This is a genomic window from Burkholderia sp. E168m23, assembly GCF_016586125.1.
GTDB classification, from domain to species: domain Bacteria; phylum Pseudomonadota; class Gammaproteobacteria; order Burkholderiales; family Burkholderiaceae; genus Burkholderia; species Burkholderia orbicola.
Genome location: NZ_BCPP01000877.1, coordinates 1 through 3,033, shown reverse-complemented (window position 1 = coordinate 3,033; position 3,033 = coordinate 1). Strand labels below are relative to the sequence as shown.

3 protein-coding genes are annotated in these 3,033 nt (G+C 69.0%); 1 reads left to right on the top strand and 2 read right to left on the bottom strand.

Annotated elements, in window-relative coordinates; translation table 11 throughout:
• On the top strand, positions 1 to 1,446 hold a 1,446-nt coding region (proP, locus tag JMF90_RS31225), incomplete at its 5' end, for a glycine betaine/L-proline transporter ProP (protein WP_236598066.1).
• Between the two features lie 46 nt (positions 1,447 to 1,492).
• On the opposite strand, the gene JMF90_RS31220 is transcribed toward proP, so the two are convergent.
• Both JMF90_RS31220 and JMF90_RS31215 read right to left on the bottom strand, forming a co-directional pair.
• A complete protein-coding gene (locus JMF90_RS31220; RefSeq protein ID WP_054928613.1) occupies positions 1,493 to 2,317 on the bottom strand; it encodes an alpha/beta fold hydrolase in 825 nt (274 codons plus the stop codon).
• A 146-nt stretch (positions 2,318 to 2,463) separates the two neighbouring features.
• On the bottom strand, positions 2,464 to 3,033 hold a 570-nt coding region (locus JMF90_RS31215), incomplete at its 5' end, for a LysR substrate-binding domain-containing protein (protein ID WP_236598065.1).

The following is a 3,033-nucleotide window of genomic DNA, read 5'->3' as shown; positions in this document are numbered from 1 at the left end:
GCGAAAACCCGGTCTTCGCGCCAGTCCATCAAGCTGGATGACATCACGATCGTCGACCCGGCCGTCCTCAAGCGCGCGGTCGGCGCGATGGCGTTCGGCAACGCGATGGAATGGTTCGACTTCGGCGTCTACAGCTATATCGCCGTCACGCTCGGCAAGGTGTTCTTCCCGTCCAGCAGCCCGTCCGCGCAGTTGCTGGCCACCTTCGGCACGTTCGCGGCCGCGTTCCTCGTGCGCCCGCTCGGCGGCATGGTGTTCGGCCCGCTCGGCGATCGGATCGGCCGCCAGCGCGTGCTCGCCGCGACGATGATCATGATGGCCGTCGGCACCTTCGCGATCGGCCTGATCCCGAGCTATGCGTCGATCGGCATCATGGCCCCGATCCTGCTGCTCGTCGCGCGGCTCGTGCAGGGCTTCTCGACCGGCGGCGAGTACGGCGGCGCGGCCACCTTCATCGCCGAGTTCGCGACCGACAGGCGCCGCGGCTTCATGGGCAGCTTCCTCGAGTTCGGCACGCTGATCGGCTATACGCTCGGCGCGGCCACGGTCGCGCTGCTGACGGCCACGCTGTCGCAGGAAACGCTGCTGTCGTGGGGCTGGCGCGTGCCGTTCTTCATCGCCGGCCCGCTCGGCCTCGTCGGCCTCTACGTGCGGCTCAAGCTGGAGGAAACGCCGGCCTTCAAAAAGGAAGCCGAAGCGCGCGAAGCGGACGAACGCGCGCGGCCGAAGCAGCGCTTCGCGACGCTGCTCGTCGAACAGTGGAAGCCGCTGCTGCAATGCGTCGGTCTCGTGCTGATCTTCAACGTGACCGACTACATGGCGCTGTCGTACCTGCCGAGCTACCTGTCGGCGACGCTGCACGTGCGCGAATCGCACGGGCTCTTCATGGTGCTGCTCGTGATGGTGCTGATGATGCCGATGACGCTGTACGCCGGGCACCTGTCGGACAAGGTCGGCCGCAAGCCGGTGATGATGGCCGGCTGCGTGGGCCTGCTCGCGCTGTCGGTGCCGGCGCTGATGCTGATCCGCACCGGCGGCACGCTGCCGATCTTCGGCGGGATGCTGATCTACGGCGTCCTGCTGTCGACGTTCACGGGCGTGATGCCGTCGGCGCTGCCCGCGCTGTTCCCGACGCGGATTCGCTACGGCGCGCTCGCGATCGGCTTCAACGTGTCGGTGTCGCTGTTCGGCGGCACGACGCCGCTCGTCACCGCGTGGCTGGTCGATCGCACCGGCGACCTGATGATGCCCGCCTACTACCTGATGGGTGCGTCGTTCATCGGCATCGTGTCGGTGCTCGCGCTGCGCGAGACCGCGCGTCAGCCGCTGCCCGGCTCCGGGCCGTGCGTGGCGAGCCGCGCGGAAGCATTGAACCTCGTACGCGGCGGCGCCGACGAAGCGCGTGTGCGCGACCGGAAGTTCACGCCGGTCAGCGAGCGTGCGTGACGCAGGTCGATGCGACGCCGCGCGGGCGTCGCCGTTCGCGTGACCGTCAGTTCGACGGCAGTTGCTGCGCGTCGAACCAGTCGAGCAGCGTGCGCGTGACGAACGCGGGATTCTCCAGGTTCGAAATATGGCCGGCGTCGGGCACCAGCGCATGTGCGCAGCCGATCACGCTCGCCATCTTCACAGTTTCCGACGGCGGCCGCGCCATGTCGCCCGCGCCGCACATCAGCAGCGTGCGCGCGGCATCGAGTTCGCCGACGGTCGCGAGCGTGTCGGACCGGCCGAAGATCAGCCGGCCGAGCGGCGCGATCGATTGCCGCAGCCGGTCGGCGGGCAGGTTCGCGAGCGCTTCGCGAAACGCGGTCGGCACCGGGTCGTCGAGATCGACGTCCGGCCGGAAGAACAGCGGCACGATCGCGTCGAGCAGCGGCGGCGCGATGCGGCCCGCGGCCTCGATCGCATCGAGCATTCCGAAGTAGCGGGCACGCGTCGCATCGGGTTCCGCTTCGAGCGACGCGTCCATGATCACGAGCGAGCGCACGCGCCGCGGCTCGCGCAACGCGAGGCGTGCGCCCCACATGCCGCCCACGCTGAGTCCGACGATCGCGCACTGGTCGATCTCCAGCGCATCGAGCAGCGCGCTCGCCTGCGTGGCGAGATCGTCGAGCGTATGCGTGCCGTCCGGCAGCGCGCCCGATTCGCCATGCCCCCACAGGTCCGGCGCGATCACGCGATACCCGCGCGACAGCGCGTCGATCTGCGGCGCCCACATCGTCGCGTCCCACAGATAGCTGTGCCCGAGCAGCACCGGAAACCCGGCGCCGTGATCGAGGTAATGCAGGGTACTGCCTTGAATGCCGTGTACGGGCATGCTGTCTCCGGGATGTCAGGACTCGGCGGTGGCCCGGAGGCGCGCCGCGGTCGGCGGCGTTCTGCGACGAACGCGAAGCGGCGCATCATCGCACAGGTTGCAGGTGCCGCGCATGACGCCGCGCACGACGCATCCGCCGCGCCGCGCTATCCGACGCGATACATCGGCAGCACGTTGCTGCCGGCCGTGTCCTGCTCCGACGCGAGCGGCTGGCACGCTTGTTCGAGCAGCCAGTTGGTCAGCACCGCGATATCGAATTCGTTGCACGCATCGGGGTTCTGCACGAGCACGTAGCTGCCCGATGCAACGGTGCAATGCGGGAACAGCTCGACGAGCCGCCCCTGCTTCAGCAGCCCGTCGACCAGCGGCCGCCTGCCGATCGCGATGCCGTGCCCGTCGACGGCGGCCTGGACCAGTTGATCGTACTGGCTGAAGTGCAGCGCCCCGGCCGGCCGCAGCCGCGGCACGCCGAGCGCCTTCAGCAGATGGCTCCAGCCGTGCCACGGCCATTCGCCGCGCGGGTCGTCGAGATGCAGCAGCACGTGCTTGTCGAGGTCGGCCGGCTGCATCGACGCGGCGTCACCCGCCGCCGTCATCAGGCTCGGGCTGCACACCGCCACGACACGCTCGCGAAACAGCACGTCGGTATCGTCGGTCGACGTATACGGGCCGGCGTAGCGCACGGCCAGGTGCAAACGTTTGCGTTTAAGATCTTC

Bases quoted from the DNA above. Each gene is read 5' to 3' on its own strand.
- JMF90_RS31220 (WP_054928613.1), bottom strand. From the start codon at position 2,317: ATGCCCGTACACGGCATTCAAGGCAGTACCCTGCATTACCTCGATCAC.